Origin of the sequence: Bacillus aerolatus (assembly GCF_009183655.1) — a bacterium.
GTDB lineage: Bacteria > Bacillota > Bacilli > Bacillales > Domibacillaceae > Pseudobacillus > Pseudobacillus aerolatus.
In genome coordinates this window covers 183,299-203,782 of record NZ_WEIO01000007.1, presented here as the reverse complement: position 1 = coordinate 203,782, position 20,484 = coordinate 183,299, and the positions used below count along the sequence as shown (strand labels likewise).

The following is a 20,484-nucleotide window of genomic DNA, read 5'->3' as shown; positions in this document are numbered from 1 at the left end:
GGCGGGGCTGTGATTTATGCGCCAATTTGGATAATTTATGCACGGGTTTACTGAGCTTGTGAACGGTTATGCTCGATTTGTGCACGAGCCCGTGGTTTACGCACGGGTTTGCTTGATTTGTGTACGGCTTTGGCCAATTTGCGCACTCACTTTCTGAATTTGTGCACGAACCCACTCCATTTGTGCACGAACAGCCTATTCTAGTCAGCACACAGTCAAACACTTGCAAAAAAGCACTCCCGCAACGAAACGGGAGTGCCTGACTAATTTTAGCTTCTTAATTCAGCGCCTGCTTTTTCTTTTAAAGCGTCTAATACGCCGTTGTGCACTTTGACGACTTCTTCGTCTGTCAGCGTTTTGGCTGGATCAAAGTATTTCAGCGAGAAGGCAATTGATTTTTTGCCTGCTTCAATATGCTCGCCTTCATATAAGTCGAAGACACGGGCGTCTTTCAGCAGCTCTCCGCCGGCTTCTTTAATAATTGCCTGCAGTTCGCCAGCTTCCACGCTTGAATCAACGACGAGCGCAATGTCGCGAGTAATTGATGGGAAGCGTGGGATTGGCTCGTAAGCGACCGCTTCTGTTTCAGCTGCAAACAGCGGGCTGAGTTTTAATTCAAAGACGTATGTTTCTTTTATATCAAGGTCTTTCGCCTGCTGCGGATGCACCTGGCCGACGAAACCGATTGCTTCCCCGTCCAGCTCAACAGCCGCCGTCCGTCCCGGATGCATACCGGAAATATCTGCTTTCTTAAATGCAACGCGCTCTGAGAGACCAAGCTTGGCAAACAATCCTTCAAGCAGGCCTTTGGCAACAAAGAAATCTACCGCTTTCTTTTCGCCCTGCCAAGGATTTTCTTCCCACAGCCCAGTGATGGCGCCCGCTAGATGCTCTTCTTCTGCCGGCAGTTCCGCGCCTGTTTCCTTCAAAAAGACATCGCCTACTTCATAAAGGGCGAGCGAATCGATTTGACGGGCGTTGTTGTAAGCAACAGCTTCCAACAGCTGCGGTACAATGCTCAAACGCAAAAAGGCGCGTTCTTCACTCATCGGCATCGCCAGCTTAATTAATTCACGTGTATCCAAGGCGTATTCTTTCGCTTTTTTCTCACTCGTTAATGAATAAGTGATCGCCTGGTTCAAACCGGCTCCTTCTAAAAAGCGGCGGACGGCCCGACGTTTTTCCTGATAACCTGTTAGTCCTCCAGGGGATGTTGCACCGGTCGGAACTGTCGTCGGTAAGTTGTCATAGCCATATAGGCGGGCCACTTCTTCAACGAGATCTTCCGGAATCGTAATGTCACCGCGGCGCGTCGGCACGGTTACGATAAACTGTTCATTATCTGTCGTCACTTCAAACTTTAAGCGGCGGAAAATATCTTCCACTTCTACCGTCTGCAAATTCGTTCCAAGCACGCGATTTAGTTTTTCAAGTGTGACTGAAACGGTCTTCGGCTCAAGATTGATCTCGCCGGCAACCACACTTCCGGCCAGCACTTCTCCACCGGCATACTCCGCCATTAACTGCGCGGCACGGTCAGCTGCTGCCTGTAAGCGGTTCGGATCGACGCCTTTTTCAAAGCGGGCACTAGCTTCCGAGCGGAGGCCATGGTCTTTTGATGCTTGGCGCACACGCTGGCCATTAAAATAAGCAGACTCAATCAACACAGTCGTTGTATCGGCTTCGACTTCCGAATTAGCACCGCCCATGACACCGGCCATCGCAACCGCTTCTGTTCCGTTGGTGATCAACAAATGTTCAGGCGACAATGTGCGCTCTGCGTTATCAAGCGTGACCATTTTTTCACCTTCCCGCGCGCGGCGGACAACAATTTCTTTTGAGCCTAACCGGTCATAATCAAATGCATGAAGCGGCTGGCCATATTCAAGCAAAATATAGTTTGTAATATCAACAACGTTGTTGTGCGGACGAATTCCTTCCGCCATTAAACGCGTCTGCATCCAAAGCGGCGATGGGCCAATTTTGACATTTTTCACGACGCGGGCGACGTAAAGCGGATTGTCTTCTTTCGCTTCAATGCTCACTTTAATCCAGTCTTCCGCACGCTCAGCCGCTTCGTTTACTTCGATCTCTGGCAATTTGACGCTGCAATCGAGAATGGCAGCTACTTCATAGGCCACGCCGATCATGCTTAAGCAATCGGAACGGTTCGGCGTAAGACCAAGTTCAAGTACTTCGTCATCCAAGTTCAGCTGCAACAGGGCGTCTTCACCTGGTGTGACGTCATTTGGAAAAACAAAAATACCTTCCGCGTACTCTTTCGCAATGAGCTTGCTTTCAATGCCGAGCTCTTGCAAGGAACAAATCATCCCATGTGATGCTTCTCCGCGCAATTTTGCTTTTTTAATTTTAAAATTGCCCGGAAGCACGGCGCCCACTTTTGCTACTGCCACTTTCTGGCCTTTATCGACGTTTGGCGCCCCGCACACAATTTGCACTGGTTCGTCTTCTCCAATGTCTACTTGACACACATTTAATTTATCCGCATTTGGATGCTGTTCTTTTTCAAGGACATAGCCGGTGACAACACCTTTGATACCTTCGTCAAGCTTTTCTACTCCTTCTACTTCAATGCCGCTGCGGGTAATTTTCTCCGCCAGTTCTTTTGCCGGCATGCCGCCAAGATCGACGTACTCGCTCAGCCATTTATATGAAACAAACATTGTTTGAACCTCCTATTTATTCGTGCTCCGCAAATTGGGTTAAGAATCGTACATCATTTGTGTAAAAATGGCGAATATCATCAATACCATATTTCAGCATCGCAATCCGGTCAGGTCCCATTCCAAACGCAAAACCGGTATACTTTTTCGAATCAAAGCCGGCCATTTCCAAAACATTCGGATGGACCATACCCGCGCCTAAAATTTCAATCCAGCCAGTGTGTTTACAAATCCGGCAGCCTTCGCCTCCGCACATACATGTGACATCGACTTCAACAGACGGCTCCGTAAACGGGAAAAAGCTTGGGCGCAGACGGATTTCACGATCTTCACCGAATAATCTTTTTGCGAACACTTCAAGCGTGCCTTTCAGGTCGCCCATGCTGATGTTTTCATCAACGACGAGCCCTTCAATTTGCGTAAACTGATGAGAATGCGTCGCATCATCATTGTCACGGCGGTACACTTTCCCCGGACAAATAATTTTGACCGGCCCTTGGCCCTGATATTTTTCCATCGTGCGCGCCTGCACAGGAGATGTATGCGTACGGAGCAAAATGTCTTCCGTAATATAGAAAGAATCTTGCATGTCACGCGCCGGGTGGCCTTTCGGGAGATTGAGCGCTTCGAAGTTGTAATAGTCTGTTTCCACTTCCGGACCTTCTGCGATCGAATATCCCATGCTGATAAACAAATCTTCAATTTCTTCCACGACTTTTGTGAGTGGATGCTGATTGCCTGATTTTACCGGTCGGCCCGGCAGTGTCACATCAATCGTTTCTTTTTCCAGCTGTTTCTTGATCGCTTGTTGCTCTAAAGCCGTTTGCTTCGTTTCAATGGCTGAAGCGACAGCGGCACGCACTTCATTGGCGAGCGCCCCCATTTTTGGGCGTTCTTCCGCTGATAATTTCCCCATCCCTTTCAATACTTCCGTGATCGGCCCTTTTTTTCCTAAATAAGCGACACGAATATCATTCAATTGTTTCAAGTCTTCGGCTGCTTCTGCTTTTGCGAGCGCCTCTGTTTGTAACTCTTTTAATTGCTGCTCCACGTCTGACTCCTCCTTCATTTTTGTCAAACAAATGCGTAAGCGCCTTGATCAGCCCCGACAAGCAAATGTTCTTTCCCAAAAAAAGTCGCTCTTTGACTTTCTTTGGGAAAGGTTATTTGACCTCGAGGGGCTAGGCGCTGAAGCTGGACGACCACAAATGCGCAAGCGCCTTGATCAGCCCCGACAAGCAAATGTTCTTTCCCAAAAAAAGTCGCTCTTTGACTTTCTTTGGGAAAGGTTATTTGACCTCGAGGGGCTAGGAGCTGGAGCTGGACGTAGACCTGCTTCATTAGCAAAGGTTCAACAATGCGATGATTTTTTAGTTTTTTAACCAACAAAAAAAGCCCCGTCTCCCGGAAAGGGACGAGGCTTTGGTCGCGGTACCACCCTTTTTAACATGCCGAACATGTTCACTTCATTGACTTAACGGTTCTTCACCGGAGCATCTTTACGCACGGAGCGGTCCTGATGCCGGCTCGAGAGGTGAACGTCACTCATCATTTCTTAAAAGTGCTTTCAGTCTTTGGCACTTTTTCCCTGAAAGAAATAAACTTGAGCTCCTCTTCTCTGTCATCGCCTTTTCCTTTATGCAATTATCGTTATTATAGTACAACGTCAACGGAAAATTCAAACGTTTTTCAAGGAATGCTTCAAATGATACAGTAAAATACCGGCGGCGACTGCTACATTCAATGATTCACTGCCGCCGTATATCGGAATAAAGACATTGCTGTCCGTTTCTGCGAGCAATTGTTCAGCGACGCCGCTCCCTTCATTGCCGACTAAGAGGGCGAACGACTCCTCTACTTTGGCTTCCCTGAAATCAGATGCTTCTTTCAGCGACGTGCCAAAGACCGGCACTCCTCTCTCTTTCAACTCACGAATCGCCTGAAGAAGAGGCATTTGTACGAGCGGCAAATGAAAGTGGCTTCCTTGCGCCGAACGAAGTACTTTCGAATTGTACGGATCAGCACAGCCTGTTCCGAGAATGATACCGTCCACACCAGCGGCATCTGCTGTCCGAATCATCGTGCCAATATTGCCCGGGTCTTGTACGGCGTCGATCAATAAATACGTGCGGCCTGTAAGCGTATCCGGCAAATTACGCTTGCGGCAGACAGCAAACACGCCCTGGCCCGCTTCTGTGTCAGATAATAACCTCGCTACTTCCGGCGTTACTATCGTCATCTCCACACTGTCCAAGTTCCAATGCGCGGGCAGCGTGACCTCTTCTGAAGCAATCAGTTCAATAAGATCGTCTTGATGATTCAATGCTGTTTCCACTAAATGAAGGCCTTCCAATAAATATAAGCCCGTCTGCTCCCGTTCTTTTTTCGTGAGCAGCTTTTTCCACTGCTTCACTTGCGGGTTTTTCACTGATTGAATAAATTTCACAACTTCCGCTCCTCTGTCTGTTTTCGTTGCTTCATTATAGCTTATTTTTTTCGCATAAGAAACGAAAGGCGCGGGGAAAGTAAAAAGGATCACTGCGAAAAGGAGCGAGCCATATGAATTTCAACTTACGCAATGCCGTTTTAGCCAATGTATCAGGAAGTTCTCAGGAACAGCTGGAAAACACGATTATCGATGCTATCCAGCGCAACGAAGAAAAGATGCTGCCAGGTCTCGGCGTCTTATTTGAAGTATATTGGCAGCACGCCGACGAACAAGAAAAACAAAACGTGCTGCAGACGCTTGAAGAAGGGTTGAAATAAGTGAAAGAAGTGACTCAAAGTGGCTTTGGGTCACTTCTTTCATTTATTGATTTCTCAAGGAATCCAATAATCATTGATTTCTAGGTCATACTACTATCAAGTTTATATTTATTCAAAGCTAAGGATGTGAAAAAATGGATTTCTTTAGCTCCCAGGAATCACTAACGGCTATTCAATGGATTTTAAGAGCAATTGTAGCTTTTTTCTTTTTACTTTTTGCGGCAAAAATAATGGGGCAGCGATCGATTGCTCAGTTAAGGTTACTTGACTTTGTCATGGCTATATTAATTGGAAACATCATTGCCCATCCGCTGTCTGATGAACAATTAGGGCTGAAGGGTTCCATGATTACGATGACTGTTTTAGTAGTCTTATACACTGCTGGCGTTTTTTTGAGCCTGAAATGGTATAAGCTTAGAAAATGGCTCAATCCCTCTCCCTTTCCTCTTATAAAAGATGGACAAATCATTTACAAAAAATTAACGAAAGCTAGAATATCCCTGGACTTCTTATTATCCCAGCTTAGGAAAGAAAAAATCACCGATGTAAAAACAGTAGCACTGGCATTATGGGAGCCTGATGGCACCATTTCCATTTTTTTAGATCCGAAGCATCAATCCGTCACTCCAGCGGACATGCAGCTGCCGACTGCGCCATTTTCTTTTCCCCGCACGATCATTAAAGATGGAAAAATCGATCACAACGAGTTACAACAAGCAGGTAAAAATGAATTATGGCTGGAAAGCAAACTAAAACTAAAACATAATGCGGCTGTCAAAGAAGTGCTATTAGCAACCATCGATCAAAACGAGCGATTAACGATTTTATATTACGAATGAAAAGCTGCCAGAAATCCCCGGCAGCTTTTCATGTTATTCATTATTAACTAAATTAGCGGCGTCTAAATAGCCATTGCCTTGAAAGTTAGGTGGTTGTCCCATATCTTCGCATGCGCTAATAAGTTGTTGCTTTACTTCTTCCGGGGATAGATTTGGTTCTTTTTGAAGTAGTTGTGCCACTACACCTGCACATATCGGGGTGGCCATTGAGGTTCCTGATAAAGAAAAATAGTCTGTACCGACACGGCCCGCTGAATTCGTTTTATCGAGAAAAGATCCTGGTGACCGTAAAGAAATAATATTTACGCCAGGTGTTACAAGATCAGGTTTCATTAGACCATCAATTGTTGGGCCACGGCTTGAAAAGTCGGCGACCGTATCAGCAGAACGATCAACTGTATTATGATCGGTGACAGCACCTACAGTAATAACCTTAGGGCTTATTCCGGGGCTTGCAATCGTTTGTGAAGAGGGTCCTGAGTTACCGGCGGCTACGCAAACAACCATTCCGCTATCCCACGCTTTTTCAACAGCTTTTACTACAGGATCGTCTTCGGCAGGTTGTGCTGCAGAGCTCCCAAGCGATAAAGAAAGAACGCTGATTTTGAATTTCGCTTGATTTTGAATACACCATTCAACACCGGCTATGACAGTAGAAAGTGAACCAGATCCCTTTTTATCCAGAACTTTCACTCCGATTAAGTTAGCCTCAGGCGCTGGCCCTTGATATTTTCCATCGGATAAAAATCCGTTACCTGCTGCATCTCCTGCACAGTGGGTGCCATGACCGTTATCATCATATGGAACAGTTTCGCTTTTAACGAAGTCTTTAAAGCCGATGATCCGTCCTTTTAAATCGTTGTGTGGGTATATACCTGTATCAATGACTGCAATGGTTACATCTTTTCCTGTTAAACCGGATTGTTTTAACTGGTCGGAGTGAATAGATGGAGTGGCTATATCAAGTAAAGCCGTCACTTTTCTATCGTAATACACTTTTTTAATGTGACAGCAATTTTCAAGTAAATGCGCTATTTTTTCTACTGATAATTTAGTAGAACAACAAGAAATCGAAGGGAACTCATGAAGTGTGCGGCATTTAGTATTCTTCACATCATTTAAACCATGCTCAAAAGAATCTGGTTCAAACTCAATGACTACAGGTAACTTCTTTGTCTTTTTTCTTACATACTCTAAGGGGCGGTGTAAAAAGCAGGGAATTGAACGAAAAGGGGAATATAGTTGAACAAGTTCTTGGCGCATGTTTCTATCAAGTTTATGTCCCATTTGCCGAACTAACTGAATCATGGAAAAACCGAACATGAACATTCCTTCCTCTCTTAAAATTTAAGTAACAATATATATTACGAAAATTCCTAGAAAGTGGAATGATCAATTAGCACAAAAAAGATAAAAAAGGCAAACAAACTAGAGAAAATAAACTGTTCCGTATAAATTCAACCAAACTTGAACTGTCCCCCGAATACCAGACTTTTTAAAAGTGTCTAGTATTCGGAGTTCAGTTCAAAATTGCTTCAGGTCAGCCTTTTATCTTTTGCAGGATTTCCTCTAGATTTTGCATAGTAGTGTTAATCGTTCGTTCATAAATATTCAAAATGGATTGCCCATAATTGGTACCTGGAACAGCCCATTTTCCGTTTAAAGCGACCCATGTGGAAGCAGATCCTCTAGTTACTAAATTAAAACGAGGATCAACTAATGGATATTTATCTGGCAGCGTTTTAGTAGATGCGTAGGCAAATAAATGTTGGATATGAGCGAGCACACCTTCTCTTGGCGTATCAAAACTTGCTCCGGGATTATCTGGCCCTGTTGTGCCTAATCCGCAAAAGTTGTTTTGATTAGGTTTTACGACTCCACTAAATCGAAGAAAATCTGTTTCATGCATAGCTTGGGCAAAGGCTACGTCCCCTCTAACTCCATAATACTCTCCAAAAGTTAAATAATAATGCCCCAACTCTAAAGCGTTAGAATTTACTTTTTTTACATACTGATCCATTTGTTCTGGTGATAGAAAAGTCTGACCTAATACAGAATATCCAGAATGATCAGCTTGATTAGAGTTGAGTTCTTCAGTCACAATGAAAGCATCATTGATTCCCGTCTTTTTGACTTCTTCCAACTGGTTTTCTGCACTTTCTCGACTTGAAAAGGCCCCGGCTTGAACGCGGTACCAAATTTCTCCAGAAATATTAATAGAATCAATAAAAGAGTTAATCCCCTTTGAGCGCAAGTAAGTTTCTCGCTCTTCCGCATTTTCTTTTGTTTTGAACGAACCGGCTATTACCTTGTAAACCGTTCCGGAATCATTGGTTTTGCGCTGAAGATTAAATGCCTTTGCTAAACCATTCACATGACCTTGTGCCACTTTTTGACGCCATAAAGATTCTTTCATTAAAGCTGCATCATGAGCGTTATCGATAAATCCATTTTCCGTTAAGAGTGCTGGCATCGCCGATTCACGCAAAACGTGAAAGTTTGCTTTTTTCTGTCCACGGTCTTTCAGTTGATTAACTTTAATAATTTCTGCATGCATAATATCTTGATATTTAGCTGTTGTAGAAGCGTCAGATAAGTTACTGTGAATAAAGTCTTCATACCCTTGAGAAGAACCATTAGCGGCATTACAATGGATGGACAAATAATAATTGGCCCCCCAAGAATTAGCCTCATTTGTTCGCTGATCTAAACTTTTAAAGATATCGCTTGTACGACTTATCTTTACTTCAACGTTTTTATATTGATTTGTTAAAACAGTACGTATTTTAAGAGCGATATCTAAGGCAACGTCTTTTTCTTTCAATCCATGGCCTTGAGCACCGGGGTCCGAGCCGCCGTGGCCTGGATCTAAATACAATTTCATCAAATATCCTCCATTCTATTAAAATGATCTTACATTTATATAATATGGAAAATATTGAATTAGAATTGGACAAAACACTACTTTTTCATTTTTTCGATCTATCGTCGCTAGCATGGCACATATACATTCTTAATTTTCAAATCTGTGCTGAAGTGTCAGCTCTGTCTCACCAAAAAAACTGCCGGAGATCTTCGGCAGTTTTTCCATTTACTCGTTCCACCCATCCACGCGATGACCCATCTGATGCGGGTATTGTTGTGAGTAATGCTGGTGGTGCGGATGATGGTGATGGTGATGATAAGGATAGTGATAAGGGTAATATGGATAATAATGTATTGGTCTTGGTCTTGGTCTCGGTCTCGGATATGGATAGTGATGATACGGCTGCTGATGGTGTGGATAGTGATATGGCTGGTAATGATATTGTTGTTGTGGATAATGCTGCATACCATAGGGCTGCTGTCTTTCATCCACCATTTCTATGTCCTCTAACTGAGCTTCTGAAAAAAACGGCTCTTCATCAAAGTTAAAGTTTTGATAATGCAAAATAATTGCCCCCTTCACTTACTTCCTGCCCTTTACCTTATTCTACATACCTTCAATATGTGTCCGTCCCATTATCGATTGCAAAAAGCCTATGTTATAATTAAGTAATTAAATCAATAAAGTGGAAAAAAAGGTGGAAAAAAATGAATTCAATTGGTCAAATCCCAAGTAATATTTCTCTTTTTCAGGCGCTGGACAGTATAGGGGAAAATATTATTATTGCTGATAAGGATTACAATATATGCTGGATGAATTCACATGCCGTCAAACTTCTATCGGCTGTCGCACCTTTATACGGTCTTCCCGGCGCTGAAGACATCATTGGTCAGAATATGAGCACATTTCATGCCCAACCAGAGGTCCAGCAAAAAATTATGGACGAACTTACTAGCGGCCACCAAGCCCGCATTACTATTCGCGACCTTTATGCAGCTGATATTGTCATCACACCAATAAGAAACGATGATCATGATCTTGTAGGATACGTTGTCATTCTCATGGATGTAACGACAAAAGCAGAAGAAGAGAAGAAAAACGAAAAGCTAATACAAGCATTATCCGTTCCAATTTTGAAAATATGGAAAAAAACGATCGCATTGCCCCTCATAGGGGAAATTGATGCTGAACGTGCAAATAGGCTTATTTCTTCCGTTTTAAAAGAGTGTGCGGCGCATGGCATTCAATTTGCATTAATAGATCTGAGCGGCTTGTATAGTTTCGATGAAGAAATAAGGGAACACCTTCAAAGATTAAATGATTGTTTAAACTTAATTGGAACTGAATGCATTATCGTTGGTATTACTCCTGAATTAGCTATGTCCATTGGTGTCCTAAATATCAATGTTCGTACATTTAATACTCCACATGCTGGATTGGAGTACGTTTTGAATCGACAAAAATAAATAAGGCATCTGCCGGGATTATATTAGCTTGGCAGATGCTTTTTAACGTGATTTGTTCAAAAATTTCACAGTCATTCAAAATGAAACTTGATTTCTTTGATAGCTGTTATTTGCTTTCCTTGTTTTTGTATTTCTTTTATATTGGCAATTAATTGATCGTTATCCGTCAATTTTGTCCAAATCATTTGATGGACATCTGGAAATTCAAGCCTCTGCTCCAAGAATGATTCCCTTTCAGTAAGGTTTCGCTCCTTTATCTGTATATAAACAGAATATAAAAAAGCTGCCGGAGATTTCCGGCAGCTTTTCATTTTATTCGTTCCCCTCTCCATGCGATGCCCCGGATAATGATGGTGGTAATGATCAATTTATTTACCTCTTCTTTCACGAATCCTCTTTTCAGAAATTTCGAGTGGTTTAAGATGAAATTTTATTTCCGTGGCGGATTCTTTCGCAATTTTTATTGCTTCTTCTTTTACCTTTGAAGATGCTATGACGTAACCGTAACGATCACCCATGGACAAAGGGGTTTGTAATATTTTTCCTTTTTTAGGCTTGATAAACACCTCTTCTACCCCAGGAGTTCGTGAACAGCGATTTTTTCCTGTTACCTTCATTAATTCTCCTCTAGAGTCAACAGTTAAATAATGTGTGTATACAAATTGATTATACCTTTTTACAAGATTTGGTTCCTGACCCAAAAATACTTTAATCGTTTCTTCCACTAAGTTAACTCCACAGGCTATTTCAATCATACGATTCATGGCACCGCCCGATATTCTCGGGTTCACTTCGACCAATTTCCATTCACCATTAACTAATCTCATTTCCAGATGACAGGCCCCATTTTTCATTTCAAATTGTTCTAAAATGGTGTTCACCGCTTTAGAGAGGTTATTATAAAAAGACTTCTCCATGTCGGCCAACAAACAGTAGCCGGTAACAATAAAGCGTTTAAAAAATGTAATCTCTTGTTCGATAATAGCGACAATATGAACTTTTCCATTATGCACTAAAGCTTCAATTAAATATTGAGGTCCCTCTAAATATTCTTCTACCAAAACCTCTTCATTTTCTTTTTTTAATAATTTTTTAATGGCCTTTTTTAATTTTTTCTTATTTTTTGCAAATAAAACATCTTTTGATCCGGTCGATATAGGAGATTTTACAACGAGAGGCAAATCCTCCTTTTGTTCTCGAATAAAGTCACTTAAGCTATTACCTTGTGTATATTTTGCAAAATACGGAGACACTGGGAGGCCTTTAAGAAGTTCATGAGTTAAAATTTTATCCTCCATTAGTTGAATCGGTTCAGGAGAAACGGTGCTCGAACAAAACTCTTTTGACAAGGCCGCTGCTACATGAACAAAAGGATCGATAAAGCTTAAAATGGCTACTATTTGCTTTCCTTGAGTTTGTATTTCTTTGATCTTTTCTATCAATTGATCATTGTCAGTCAAATTTGCCAGAATCATTTGATGGACATCCGGAAATTCAAGTCTTTGTTTCAGGAATAATTCCCTATCCGTTAATAATACAGTAAAGAAACCTAGTCGTTCTGCCGCTTTAATTGCCTCTCTACTTGACCCGGATTTATTACTCCCAATAAAAATAAGAGTTTTCATAAGTTATATTCATCATCCCATCATCATAGGTTTTCATTAGGGTTTAACTCCTTTATCTATATATAAACAGAATATAAGAAAGGACGAAGTTTGTTCTAGGCTGATGACAAAATGGGCAGTTTTCATAATGAAACTCCCATCAGAGAGGGAGATGAAACACGTTATGGTCTTAATTGGAATGCTCCATCACCGGGCAGATCCGAGAAATGTAAAGAAGGCATATGCGTATGCTGCTGTAGCAAAAGCTGAAGGTGTTCATTTTTTTTATTTCACCCCGGGAAAAGTAAATGTAAAAAAGCAACGGATACTAGGAAAAGTATATGAAAATGGTAATTGGCATGATAAAGAGTTCCCTTATCCCGATGTCATTTTTAATGCAAGCCCGCCAATGAGCGATAAAGCTGAGCGGATCGTTGATGAATTGTCCAGTAAAATTCCATTCACAAGCCACTCAATTGGAAATAAATTATCCGTACACAACAGAATTGTAAGCGGGAAAGAGTTTGAGCCCTATGTTATTCCTACTTATAATTTAACAAGTGACCACGACTGTCTTGCCATGATTCAAAAACACTCAAAAATTATTATTAAACCCGTGTCCGGCCATCAAGGAGATGGAATTGCCTTTATCGAGGAAAATGGAAAAAATCAATATAAAATAAATGACCAAGGAAAAGAATCAATTGTTAATAAGCAAGGTTTGCTTGATTTCCTATCCTCTAAAATGCAAGAGCATTCTTATTTAGTGCAGCCGTTTATTTCTTGTAAAATAAAATCTGGCCATGTGTATGATTTCAGATTGCACGTGCAAAAAAACGGCGAAGGAAAATGGGTGATCACCTCCATTTATCCAAGAATTGGACCATTAGGAACGATCACATCAAACATGGGCAGCGGAGGTTACAGCGCCTTTACGGATAAGTTTTTACAAGCAGAGTTTGATGATTCCTGGTATGATATCCAGCGGCAGTTGGAGTGGTTCGCACTAAACTTCCCTAGCCATTTTGAATCTTTATATAAAAATGATTCTTTTGATGAATTAGGAATTGATGTTGGCATTGACCAAAAACGGAAACTATGGATATTCGAAGTGAATTGGCGGCCCGGCCCGCCTAACATTTTTAATTTAGAATTAGATGTCGCAAGAAATACCATTCATTATGCCGCTTATTTGGCGAAAAACAATCGTTAACACCAGAAACCACCGTCTACTGCCAAAACGGTGGCTTCTTTATGTTTTAAAAACGCTATCCGATTAGTTAACACATGAATAGATATACACCCTATATTTCTGTTAAAAATAATGAAACAGTATGTACAACCGCTTTTATGGTCAAGTGTAGTTGTGTGAATGAACAATAGAAAGGCTGTCGAGAAATCCTCGACAGCCCAGCTCAATCTTTATAAGCGGCCTTTAAATGATTTTAAGCGGTCGTTTTGCGGCAGGCTTCTGCGCATTTAAAACAGACTTCTGCGCGTTTTTGGCAATGTTCATACTTGTATTTTTCATACTCTTTTCCACACGCTTCACAAATATCAGCGCAGAGCTGGCAAATTTGAGCGGCAAAGGGGCTGTCGAACTGCAAAGCTTTCACTGCAAGGGCGCAAGCGTCCGCGCATTCTCTGTCTAGCCGAATACAACTAGCCATCATTTTCAAATCATCTTTGTTTAAGTACGCATTATAACGAACGTTACAAGCCTCCAGGCAGTCCAGACAAGCCTGTAAACATTCTTCATACGTTGCGTTCATACTAACCCCTCCTGAAAACATTTTTTGAAAACTTAAAGCTGTTTTATATCTATTAGGCTAATGATTGAAATATACTCATTCTTTTTTTTAACCTACAACAGCTTGTCCAAAATAAATGATCATAACAATCCATATATCTATGATCAATACTTATTAATGATTTAATTGAAGTGAACACTTACAGCTGTTTGGTCATATACATATCGAACTGACAAAAAGGTTCTAGAAAAGAATAGACCTGGGGATTATGAGCATTGCAGATTGAAATACGTTATATATATGGAAAGAGGATTTATAATGACTGATGCGCTCCATGCTCCAATTAACCCCCGGCAGAAGACTGAAGAATTTAGAATAGTCTTATATACGATCGCTGGAATAGCAGTTAATTATTTTTAGGATACGCTCTAATTACCTTTTGGCCTTTAGTATTTACAACAGTAGGGTTTTTTGATGAGTACTTGTTCCATCCGCATCCACAGCCCCCTTTTTTGGCTTTCTGAATAGATCCATTAGATCTGTTTGCTGACAACATCCTCACCTCTTTCAATAATAGGTATCCAATATATATATATGTTTTGTTTGAAAATTGGATTGGATGAATATCAATTAAATTAAAACGAATATTCCTCATTTTTACATATTAGTCATTCAATGATGTAAGTATTTCCTGATAGGCCTCTTTATTGCGCTTCCGTATATCTTTAACTTGTTTAATTAAATTCTCTATATCCGCGTCTGTATTTGCCGGCTTTGATTTATCACAGCCGCTATTATCTTTTGAATTGATCATATATAAAATGGCCAATAATAAACTGCTGTTATCCACGTTTATTACGGTACTAGCTTTATTGGCTGCTGAATCATCTTTCTTTTGTTTCAAGTGTTCGTCCAACTTTTGTGTGACAAGCTTTTCAATTAATTGGGTGATTTCCTTATTTTCCTCTGAAATCATGAATGCCCTCCTTTAACAATTAATATTAATTGTGTTTAAAGACGAAACACCGGATTTTTTCTCTGCAAAATAAGCGAATCCTTCTATTAAAATATTATTGGATTCTAAAAGGGAAAAGCCGATCTGAAAATTTTTAAAAGTGAGCACTTCTCCAGGAGAGATCTTTTCCACGCGGATAGGTTTTAACCAAAAATCCATTTGGGCACCCTCCTCTTCACCTTCTAACCGTTCCCAGCTAAAATTATGATTTTTACCAGTTTGTTTAGCATGCGCAAATTTCCCTGAAAAGTCGATGGCCGTATCACTTTTCACCTTAATTAAAATAACCGGAGAAGTAAGGGGATGATTGCTGTTGTTCTTAATTGAAAAGCTGCCTACCATCATTTGTTTGTCTGCCACGTCCTTATTCAAAAGAAAAGATTGAGTAAAAAAACAGCTTGTCATGTCCGAATGTTTGCTTTTCTCCGAGGCAATAAGCGTATGAAATTCATTTAGGAATTCTTTCGTTTCCACTTCCAGCTGATTGATCGCCTGAGCTAACTCTATTAACAACTTACTCGTCATTCATATCACCTGCTTAAAGTATTAAAGAGAGAACCAAGGTCCTCTGGTCCTCTCTTTAATTCTATGCGGCATGATTATTTGCTATTCTCCCGGGATTCCAGGGAACAAGACTGGACATTGAGGCGGAATAACTGGTGCAGGACATTGTTCGATGAGGATGTCTCTCGGTTCGCAGAAGTCCGCCTCCAATTCTAAAGTCACGTCCGCAACTGTTTGAATGCTTTGGCAAAGATTTAATGCGATATCAATACTTGTAAAATCTGTTCCTGTACAATTGATCCGCACACTACAATCTACATCCGTAAGCCGAACAACGAGCCGAGTTCCTTCAGGTGCACATAAGAAAACAGATTCCGGTATTTCAATTCCAATAGGATCCGTGACTCCTACAAAAGGTGTTGTTCCAGCAACACCGCTAATTTCCACTCTTACGCATAGAGGCTTTAAAAATGTTACTCTTTGTAACGTGACAAGTGCGCCGTCAATAACGAACGTTCTGTCTTCTCTTTCTTCAATTTCCTCCACCTCAACCTCAGCATTTACCGGAAGTGGATCTCCATCTTCATCTACTAAGAAACATCTTGTCGTAAGGTTGGTTACACTAGGATCACATGGGTTAAAACCTGCAGGTAAACCTAGAGCGCCTGCAAGAACGTTTTGGTTTACTGTATTTTGCAGAATGACCCAGTCATATACTTTCTCTGCATTAATACACAAAAGCTCTTGGGCACCCTGCAAATTTTGACTTTGCATTTTATCTACTCCTTTTTATTAATTTTCTAACACAATAATAAGGTATGTAAAAAGTTAAACTGTGCTACAAGATATTTGCGTAGTTTGCCTACATTAAGCCGACAGCCTATAAGCGGTAACCAACTGCCCTCACAAAGGATGTTGTTGCCTATTCACATGTGCGCTTGCCCATTCATAAGATACCCTATATTTATACTTGTGGGAGGTGGGCACTGTATGCCTGATAATTCATATGAAGATTATATCCAGGATTTACATGATCAAATTTATACGTACAAAAAAATGATACAAAGCTACAAACAAAATGATATGGAGCAGGAATACATTGACTTAATGGATAAGTTTCAAAAATTAGAAGAAAAAAACATTGAAAATGAAGAACACTTAACAAAGGAAATACAAAGAAATGAACAACTTTCCACACAATTAAATCATGCAGCTCAGGAAGTGACTGTATTAAATGAGCAAGTTCAAAAATGGAATGCAGATTTCTCTGAAAAGGAAGCATTATATGAAGAATTACGCAAAGAGAAGGAGCAGCTTGAAAATGAACAGCAATATATACGTAATAATTACATTCCTTTTGACAACCTTAAAGACATCTTAAAATCTCTGGATAACGTTAAACAGGAAAAGGCCACTTTATTAACAGAAAATGAACAGATTAAAAACCAGCTGTCTGAGCAACAAAATGAATCAGAAACGTACAAAAATCAACTGGAGCTGCTTTCTTCCAAGTTGAATGAACAAAAAGATCAGTACCATTCATTAAAGGATGAACACCTCGAATTGAAGAAGACGAAAGATAATATAGAAAGGAAACACTCTGAACTTAAGGTCTCTTTTTTAAAGCTCGAACGGGAGCATGCAGACCTTTTAGAAAAAGTTCAATCTGAAGAAGATCAGTACCATTCATTGAAAGGTGAGCACCTGGAGTTGAAGAAGACGAAAGAGGATATAGAAAAGAAACATCAAATGTTAGAAAAGAAACATTCTGAACTTAAGGGTTTTTTTCACAAGCTCGAACAGGAGTATGCAGATCTTTTAGGGAAGTGTGATTCTGAAAAAGATCAGTACCATTCATTGAAGGATGAGCATCTAGAATTGAAGAAGACAAAAGATGACATGGAAAGAAAACATTTTGAACTTAAGGGCTCTTTTCACAAGCTCGAACGGAAGTATGCAGGGCTTTTAGAAAAGGTGGAATCTGAAAAAGATCAGTACCATTCATTGAAAGATGAACACCTGGAATTGAAGAAAACGAAAGAGGATATAAAAAATGCACACCAAAGGTCAGAAAAGAAACATTTTGAACTTAAGGATTCTTTTCACAAGCTCGAACAGGAGCATTCAGATCTTGTAGAAAAGATGGAATTTAAAGAAGATCAGTATCATTCATTGAAGTGTGAGCTTCAGGAATTGAAGAAGACAAAAGATGAGATAGAAAAGAAATACCAACTGTTAGAAAAGAAACATTCTGAACTTAAGGATTTTTTTCATAAGCCCGAACGAGAGTATGCAGATCTTTTAGAAAAGGTGGAATCTGAAGAAGATCAGCAGCTAACGGCACGCTGGAAAAAAACCGAAAGTAACTATCATCAATTAGGCACGGAAGCCCCATTAAATGAACATTCAAAAGGGATCCCAAAGCAAGAAATTGAGAAATACGCATTTCTCTTTGAAACTTATCTTAAACATTATTTGCCTTTGAATGAAGAGCTAGTAAAGAAAGCGGGCGCCCAGGAGCGAACGTTGAAAGAACCGACTGTACAAAAGACGGATTCGATAAAAAGAGAGGAGCCAGTCATACACATGAATGAAGCTGATCAAAATACAGAAACACTTAAACAACATGAGAAAATTGATTATCGACATTTAGAACAACATCAAATGTTTTCGCCAAATACGCAGCAGCCCGTTGAAGAGCTAGAACACGTCAATAATCAAACCCAGAGTGATTTAATTCAAGTTTTATTAGAACAAAAGAATTTAATAATGAATTTACAGGAACAAATAAAAGAAATAAAGATGAACATGTCAGAAAAACAAAGATCATCGGAGAAGGGCCCTTTCAATATGGAAATGCAGCCAAACCAGCCTGTGAACCCGGCAGCCAAATCCGTTACCTTTCGGGATTTACAAGGATCATCCACCATGCAGCCCACACTAGGAAGTAAAGCATCTAAACATCGTGCCGACATGGAATATTTTCAAAAAAACCAAAGAAACTTTAACAAACCGGGATTAGATTATAAACAAAGTGGAACGGTTCATGATCATCATTTGTACAACAAAGACATCAATCATTGGAGTGGAAAGGGTCCTTATGTCATTAATCTTCCGCCCATTCAAGCAAACTCATCTACACCAAAGGAAAAAAGCAAGGAGAAAGCTGAAAGTGATTCTGAAGACATAAGTACAGCTGCTTCATCAGATGAAATGATGCCTAATAATAAGAAGAAACAAACATCCGAAAAAACAAACAACCCCGTTCAAAACGAAGGATTAGAAGAATCTAGCAGCCACTCTCATTCAAAGGCCCCTGCTGACATCCCAGTTGAAAAAGAGAAAAAAACCGAAAAAAAACGCGAGAACTCCGCAGAGGAAAAGCATGAAACTCAACATACGGATGCCAAAAAGAATCAAGTTAGCTCACCGGTTTTGGATAGTTTGGAGTCGGAACGACCTTCAAGATCATATCGGATCGTTTCAACTTATGAGAGAAAGGCCAATACGCTAGATAAGGAAGCCACCTCAGATAAGATTGCTGCCCAATTATCCGCAAATCAAGAAGCCAATAAAACGAATGAAAAGACGGCCAAACTGGAACAGGATGAAGTCAATAAAGCAAATAAACAGACCGCCAAATTAGAACAGCAAGAAGTCAATAAAGAGAATACAAAGACGGTCAAATTAGAACGGCAAGATGCCAATAAAACAAATAAACAAAATGTCAAACTAGAACAGGAAGATGCCGGTAAAGCAAATAAACAGACCGTCAAACTAGAACAGGAAGATGCCAGTAAAGCGAATAAACAGACGGTCAAATTAGATCAGGAAAATGCCAATAAAACGAATAAACAGACCGTCAAACTAGAACGGGAAAAAGCCAATAAAGCGGAAAAAAAATCCTTACTCCAACTTGTGTGGGATAAAATCACATGAAATCCAAAGCATTCGGTATTCCTCTCTCAATCTACAATGAGATGGTCCAACATGGGCTTGAAGAATTGCCTTACGAAGCATGTGGTATATTATCCGGTCGAGTAAGGAAAGCGGAAACCATTTGGAAACTTGAAAATGAAAAGAAATCTAGAAATCGATATTTCGTTGGTGAAGCGACAGTATCTGCTGTATTAAATAAAATAAATGGCAATGGCGAAATGCCCATTGCCATTTATCATACTCATCCTGCTGCTGAAGCAATACCTTCTCATATAGATATTGAATTTCATCCCCACCCGGATGTATATATGATTATCATCTCTTATCAACAGAAAACCCCTGTCGCCCGCTGCTTTTTTGTAGCAGAGAAAAAGTACCAGGAACTCGCATTACGTATTATATAGGAAAGAACTTTTTCAGCAGGTCTTTCGAACAAATAAAATCCACAGAGAATCCGATTCTCTGTGGATTTTGTTTGTGTTAGAATCATTGTCAAATAATAGAGGTGCTTTTTGTAAAATTTAACATTTCTCCAACTAACTTACCGGCAAAAAGGCCCGAGGAGAGATAGATCGGGCCTCTAAACAGAAGGATGAAAATGATTAGTTATTTGCTAATCACTAACAGTGTATGTGCTTTCTTTTATACTGTTCCCCAGCGGTATTAAAATAGTTAGCGGGTTACATTCTATCTTTCATGAAAGATGTGCGATTGTCCAAGCAGCCACTCCTCTTCTTTCATAAGATATCATGTAAACTAATTCGGAAATACAACTCATCACGCTGTTGGATCGTCTGATTATTTTATGAAAGATGTGCGATTGTCCAAGCGACCATTCCTCTTCTTTCATAAGATATCATGTAAACTACTTCTGAAATACAACTCATCACGCTGTTGGACACTTTGATGATTCATTTCGAATTCGTTTACAAAAATAATATTATATGAAAGGATTGTGTTTTTATGTCACTTAGTAATCGATGGGGTTCTGGAAATCGATGTAAGCCTGTTGTGAGACACAATGATGGTAATAAACACCATGATTGTAAA

General features: G+C 40.3%; 19 protein-coding genes and 1 other annotated feature. Of the genes, 7 read left to right on the top strand and 12 right to left on the bottom strand.

Features of this window, described 5'->3' with window-relative positions:
* Window positions 1–269: 269 nt before the first annotated feature.
* From pheT to F9802_RS13100, 4 genes are all read right to left on the bottom strand, one after another.
* Window positions 270–2,684, bottom strand: a complete 2,415-nt coding sequence (gene pheT / locus F9802_RS13115) for a phenylalanine--tRNA ligase subunit beta (protein WP_152152637.1) — start codon at window positions 2,682–2,684, stop codon at window positions 270–272.
* 16 nt (window positions 2,685–2,700) lie between these two features.
* Window positions 2,701–3,735, bottom strand: coding sequence for a phenylalanine--tRNA ligase subunit alpha (pheS, locus tag F9802_RS13110; protein WP_152152635.1), 1,035 nt, complete (start codon window positions 3,733–3,735; stop codon window positions 2,701–2,703).
* A gap of 23 nt (window positions 3,736–3,758) precedes the next feature.
* Window positions 3,759–4,070: a hypothetical protein gene (locus tag F9802_RS13105; RefSeq protein ID WP_152152633.1), complete on the bottom strand. Its 312-nt coding sequence runs from the start codon at window positions 4,068–4,070 to the stop codon at window positions 3,759–3,761.
* A 21-nt stretch (window positions 4,071–4,091) separates the two neighbouring features.
* Window positions 4,092–4,318, bottom strand: a binding site (T-box leader).
* A 44-nt stretch (window positions 4,319–4,362) separates the two neighbouring features.
* Window positions 4,363–5,130: a TrmH family RNA methyltransferase gene (locus F9802_RS13100; RefSeq protein ID WP_152152631.1), complete on the bottom strand. Its 768-nt coding sequence runs from the start codon at window positions 5,128–5,130 to the stop codon at window positions 4,363–4,365.
* 113 nt (window positions 5,131–5,243) lie between these two features.
* Between F9802_RS13100 and sspI the strand changes: the two genes are divergently transcribed.
* Window positions 5,244–5,450 carry a small acid-soluble spore protein SspI gene (sspI, locus tag F9802_RS13095; RefSeq protein ID WP_152152628.1) on the top strand — a complete coding sequence of 69 codons (207 nt, stop codon included), beginning with the start codon at window positions 5,244–5,246 and terminating at the stop codon, window positions 5,448–5,450.
* A gap of 134 nt (window positions 5,451–5,584) precedes the next feature.
* Window positions 5,585–6,289, top strand: a complete 705-nt coding sequence (locus tag F9802_RS13090) for a DUF421 domain-containing protein (RefSeq protein ID WP_152152626.1) — start codon at window positions 5,585–5,587, stop codon at window positions 6,287–6,289.
* Between the two features lie 33 nt (window positions 6,290–6,322).
* Here F9802_RS13090 and F9802_RS13085 read toward each other — a convergent pair whose 3' ends face one another.
* On the bottom strand, window positions 6,323–7,612 hold the full coding sequence (locus F9802_RS13085; RefSeq protein WP_152152623.1) for a S8 family peptidase: 1,290 nt from the start codon (window positions 7,610–7,612) through the stop codon (window positions 6,323–6,325).
* 217 nt (window positions 7,613–7,829) lie between these two features.
* Complete coding sequence (locus F9802_RS13080; protein ID WP_152152621.1) at window positions 7,830–9,173, bottom strand: N-acetylmuramoyl-L-alanine amidase; 1,344 nt, start codon at window positions 9,171–9,173, stop codon at window positions 7,830–7,832.
* A gap of 44 nt (window positions 9,174–9,217) precedes the next feature.
* Here F9802_RS13080 and F9802_RS19715 point away from each other — a divergent pair, with 44 nt between their 5' ends.
* Window positions 9,218–9,703 carry a hypothetical protein gene (locus F9802_RS19715; RefSeq protein ID WP_191991947.1) on the top strand — a complete coding sequence of 162 codons (486 nt, stop codon included), beginning with the start codon at window positions 9,218–9,220 and terminating at the stop codon, window positions 9,701–9,703.
* A gap of 159 nt (window positions 9,704–9,862) precedes the next feature.
* Complete coding sequence (locus F9802_RS13070) at window positions 9,863–10,621, top strand: STAS domain-containing protein (protein WP_152152620.1); 759 nt, start codon at window positions 9,863–9,865, stop codon at window positions 10,619–10,621.
* A gap of 71 nt (window positions 10,622–10,692) precedes the next feature.
* Here the strand turns inward: F9802_RS13070 and F9802_RS19710 are convergent, their stop codons facing one another.
* Complete coding sequence (locus F9802_RS19710; RefSeq protein ID WP_191991945.1) at window positions 10,693–10,842, bottom strand: hypothetical protein; 150 nt, start codon at window positions 10,840–10,842, stop codon at window positions 10,693–10,695.
* 147 nt (window positions 10,843–10,989) lie between these two features.
* On the bottom strand, window positions 10,990–12,246 hold the full coding sequence (locus tag F9802_RS13065) for an ATP-grasp domain-containing protein (protein ID WP_152152618.1): 1,257 nt from the start codon (window positions 12,244–12,246) through the stop codon (window positions 10,990–10,992).
* Window positions 12,247–12,409: 163 nt separating this feature from the next.
* Between F9802_RS13065 and F9802_RS13060 the strand changes: the two genes are divergently transcribed.
* Window positions 12,410–13,438 carry a YheC/YheD family endospore coat-associated protein gene (locus F9802_RS13060; RefSeq protein ID WP_152152696.1) on the top strand — a complete coding sequence of 343 codons (1,029 nt, stop codon included), beginning with the start codon at window positions 12,410–12,412 and terminating at the stop codon, window positions 13,436–13,438.
* Window positions 13,439–13,670: 232 nt separating this feature from the next.
* On the opposite strand, the gene F9802_RS13055 is transcribed toward F9802_RS13060, so the two are convergent.
* From F9802_RS13055 to F9802_RS13040, 4 genes are all read right to left on the bottom strand, one after another.
* The gene (locus F9802_RS13055) at window positions 13,671–13,997 is read right to left on the bottom strand and encodes a four-helix bundle copper-binding protein (RefSeq protein WP_152152616.1); all 327 of its coding nucleotides are present in this window, start codon (window positions 13,995–13,997) and stop codon (window positions 13,671–13,673) included.
* A gap of 643 nt (window positions 13,998–14,640) precedes the next feature.
* Window positions 14,641–14,952, bottom strand: coding sequence for a hypothetical protein (locus F9802_RS13050; RefSeq protein WP_152152615.1), 312 nt, complete (start codon window positions 14,950–14,952; stop codon window positions 14,641–14,643).
* Window positions 14,953–14,964: 12 nt separating this feature from the next.
* Window positions 14,965–15,516: a hypothetical protein gene (locus F9802_RS13045; protein WP_152152614.1), complete on the bottom strand. Its 552-nt coding sequence runs from the start codon at window positions 15,514–15,516 to the stop codon at window positions 14,965–14,967.
* Window positions 15,517–15,597: 81 nt separating this feature from the next.
* Window positions 15,598–16,269 (bottom strand): BMQ_0737 family morphogenetic spore coat protein, encoded by a 672-nt coding sequence (locus F9802_RS13040; RefSeq protein WP_152152612.1) that lies wholly within the window; start codon window positions 16,267–16,269, stop codon window positions 15,598–15,600.
* A 216-nt stretch (window positions 16,270–16,485) separates the two neighbouring features.
* On the opposite strand from F9802_RS13040, the gene F9802_RS13035 reads away from it, so the two are divergent.
* Both F9802_RS13035 and F9802_RS13030 read left to right on the top strand, forming a co-directional pair.
* Window positions 16,486–19,434, top strand: a complete 2,949-nt coding sequence (locus tag F9802_RS13035; protein ID WP_191991943.1) for a hypothetical protein — start codon at window positions 16,486–16,488, stop codon at window positions 19,432–19,434.
* Window positions 19,431–19,838, top strand: coding sequence for a Mov34/MPN/PAD-1 family protein (locus F9802_RS13030; protein WP_152152608.1), 408 nt, complete (start codon window positions 19,431–19,433; stop codon window positions 19,836–19,838). Before F9802_RS13035 ends, F9802_RS13030 begins: the two co-directional genes overlap by 4 nt.
* Window positions 19,839–20,484 lie beyond the last annotated feature (646 nt).